This window comes from Okeania sp. (genome assembly GCF_983059655.1).
In genome coordinates, this window is sequence record NZ_CEZPJD010000856.1 from 1 (window position 1) to 3286 (window position 3286).

The 3286-nt window shown below is 35.5% G+C and carries 4 protein-coding genes; 1 reads left to right on the forward strand and 3 read right to left on the reverse strand.

Going from position 1 to position 3286, the window contains the following annotated elements; genetic code table 11:
* Both AC3DU7_RS29355 and AC3DU7_RS29360 read right to left on the reverse strand, forming a co-directional pair.
* A partial coding sequence (locus AC3DU7_RS29355; RefSeq protein WP_488042780.1) for a hypothetical protein occupies positions 1-229 on the reverse strand: 229 nt, incomplete at its 3' end.
* 752 nt (positions 230-981) lie between these two features.
* Complete coding sequence (locus AC3DU7_RS29360; protein WP_488042781.1) at positions 982-1500, reverse strand: tetratricopeptide repeat protein; 519 nt, start codon at positions 1498-1500, stop codon at positions 982-984.
* Between the two features lie 564 nt (positions 1501-2064).
* On the opposite strand from AC3DU7_RS29360, the gene AC3DU7_RS29365 reads away from it, so the two are divergent.
* The gene (locus AC3DU7_RS29365) at positions 2065-2262 is read left to right on the forward strand and encodes an NblA/ycf18 family protein (RefSeq protein WP_124144533.1); all 198 of its coding nucleotides are present in this window, start codon (positions 2065-2067) and stop codon (positions 2260-2262) included.
* 399 nt (positions 2263-2661) lie between these two features.
* Here AC3DU7_RS29365 and AC3DU7_RS29370 read toward each other — a convergent pair whose 3' ends face one another.
* Complete coding sequence (locus AC3DU7_RS29370; protein ID WP_488042782.1) at positions 2662-3111, reverse strand: hypothetical protein; 450 nt, start codon at positions 3109-3111, stop codon at positions 2662-2664.
* Positions 3112-3286 lie beyond the last annotated feature (175 nt).

Consider the following 3286-nt stretch of genomic DNA (forward strand, 5'->3'; position numbering starts at 1 on the left):
CCCCTTCCTTTTTCACAACATGAGCAGCCGTTAGCACAGTACAAACTCCCTTTTCTCCAGGCACGAAAAAACCAGTTCCATGTCCTGGTACATTTCTATAGAATACTCTGACAACACTAGGCTCTAGTCGAGAAAATATTTGTTCTGAGGATAAAGAACAATTTGCCAGAATTAGAGTCAGGATTAGTGCTAGGAGAGCTAAACCAAGGAAGCGGGGTATAGATTTCATCTGTTTTAGAAGTTCGGAAATTAGATTTTTCTTGATTTTACCTACAAATTAAATTATAGGTTTTCCTTTGCCATAGAGAAAGGTGTCTTTATCTCCCCAACTCCCCAACTCCCCAACTCCCCACTCCCCTACTCCCCCGCCCCTAAATATGGCATTTTCAAGGTAAATTTGCGTAAATCCTGAAAATGCTATAAAAAACTTGTAGATAACATAGATGGAAAAAATCCATCAAAACTGGACATAGCCATAATGCCTAGCTTTTTTGCCCAGCAATAGCTAGTGCCTACACATCAAAAGTTTGTAGGATAATTGTAGCAGTTCCATCTTGGAACTCAACACAAAGCGTAATATTTTCATTATGTAATTAAATATAAATATCCTAACTTCTTGGCAAAAAAAACCAACATTAGCAAAGATACCAAATAGCCTCTTTCCTAATCAACGCCATAACCACTGTAGTGTTAGCAAAGCTTTGCTTGAAAAACTAACAACAAAAAAAATAGTGGTTTGGATATAAATCGATTGCAAGCCACTATTTTTTTTGACCAAGAAATTGTGGTCTAAAGCCCCTCCATTCATGGAGAAAGAAGAAAAAAAATCTTTTTGCCCAATCCTCATTCTTTATTAAGAAAAGGTAATTATTAATTATTAATTGTTATAGTCATTTTAGTTTAGGTTGAGACGATATATTTCTTGCTGTGAAACGGTTTCAGCCGAAAAAGTTTCTCATTCTTATTTAAAACAACTATACCTTAAGATTCTGCTTGAATTCTTTGTATTGCTTTCTCGATTTTTTCTGCATCTTCTCCTTTACCTTGTTCTTTTAATAGATCTCTAGCTTTGGTCAGAGATACTAATGCTTCAGGTCGTTTATTTTCTAAATACAAAGCCACCCCTAATTGATAATGAAGTATTGCTAGGTCTGGTTTGAGGCGAACAGCATTTTCAAATTGGGAAATTGCTTCTGACAAATTATTTTGATTTGCTAAAAGACTGCCTAGATTAGCATAAGCTTCTGCAAATTCTGAATCTAATTCAATAGCTTTACGAAATGCTGACTCTGCTGATGTCAGGTCTCCTTCCTTATAGAGTTTCACCCCGCGATCAAATTCTGCTTTGGCTTCTCCTTCTAGAGCAATAATTGTTGTGTTAGCTAATTTGGTTTGTTTTGCTCTTGGTTTGAGATTTGAAGCATCAGCTGAAGTAGTGCTGACTAAGCTCAGTATGGTAGCTATGGCCAATAAGTTGTACTTAGATTTTTTATTAAACATTTTTAAGAATACTGCTACTAATAGTTACTTGTTTCAGGATACTACTTATTTTTAGATTCGAGCCCCTCTTTGTAAAATAAACCTTAAGGGTACTCAACTTGTTTCAATTTCTGCCTAAGACTTTGGCAAAATTTTTACTCATCAGAAATTTGTTCAAAATGAGCATCTTTACTCTTGACTTTTATCTAGGATTTATTTATGGCAAAAGAAAATTCTAAATATTTGCTATTTTTATATCCGTGATAGAAGGAAAATGATGGCAATTTTGTCAAATATTTGTTATATTTTGTAACATGATGCGATAGTCTTATGAATTCTCACAAGTTGTAGAAAATTTATCAAAATAATTGGGTAGTGCAGACCCGCCTTTTAAGGCGAAATGTTTTTGGAGCCTTGCTTAGATCCCCATTACAAAAACAACTTCTGACTTCGTTAAGGCGATCGCTGAATTAAACAAAGCATGTTTGGAGCAATCCAGATAGATTTTTTGTATCTAAATTTACCGATCTTAACTATGAAGTAGGTTCAGTAAATTATTGTTATTTATGCATAAGGAGCTAAATTATGGACCAACCGATGGAAATGCCACTGGAAAAGCAATTTAGCGTTCGGTCTTTTGAGACTCAGGTACGCCAGATGAGTTTACAACAGGCTCAAGATTGCTTGGTTCAACTATATGAACAGATGCTGATGAGGGAAACTCTTTACCAACAATTTTTAAAGCATAAGTGGGGATTAGAATCTAACCCTGATTTTGATTAAAACGGAAGTTGTCTTAGGGACGACCTCTTTCTCTCACTCAGTTTCAAACTAATGAAAGAGAGTTGGGGATCGTGGGGCGTCATTTCAGTTATAAGTTATTAGTACCTCTGTAATAAGGAAGCAAGAAAATACGGAATCTTCAAGCCCAAATTTTTCGGTCAACTAATACTGTTTCACTGAACTCGAAACTTAAAAGTAAAATTTTATGAGCTAAGAAGTTTAGTAGACAGCAACTTTAGGCCATTATTTTATACATATTATTTGACATTATTTAAGTGCATTGCTATAAATTTACAACTATTACAAGTATTACAAGTATTAAAAAAAATCATTGAGTGACTAGCTAAAAAATGTAAGAATACTCAAGAATACTAAAAAATATTGATAATTGTTTATTAACTACTCTGGTTGACGTTCTATCGTAGCTTCCATAGCACTACTCAAAGAAAGACCACTTAGAACTCCGCCAGTAGAAAAATATCGTTCTTGGTCTAAGCGTAGTAAAGTTTCAAAACCACTACGACGTTGGACATCATTTCCAATTACCCAATAGCGCTGAATAATTGAGTCAAGGCCCAGCCATCCTTCTCCTTCTACTCTTCCTAGTTCGCTATGCTGAAGAAGAAAAGTGTAGTGTCGTTCGTCACTGTCGAGACGTCCTTTGTATTGTAAAATAATATCCTCACGGTCTTTACTGGGAAATATCAGTTTTGTAACCATAGAGAACCAATCTGTGCGGTCCCATGTCACAATAGTCTTACCCTTAACAGTAATTAACATTCCATTACGCTCTAGCCAATTTCCTTCTATTGTCCATTGGCCTGATTCTAGTATAAAAGTATGAGCCACAGTGCTATTCCTATGCTGCTAATGCTAGCTTCATTGATACGGCAATTTGGTAAGTTGACAAAAACCATGATTGGTGCTAGCAAAATACCCGTCAGGCATAGTCAAGATAATTGTATAAAAAGTCCAATATCCTGAAGCCTTGGCCGGGAAGGGTAGACAGGTTGACTTACCATTT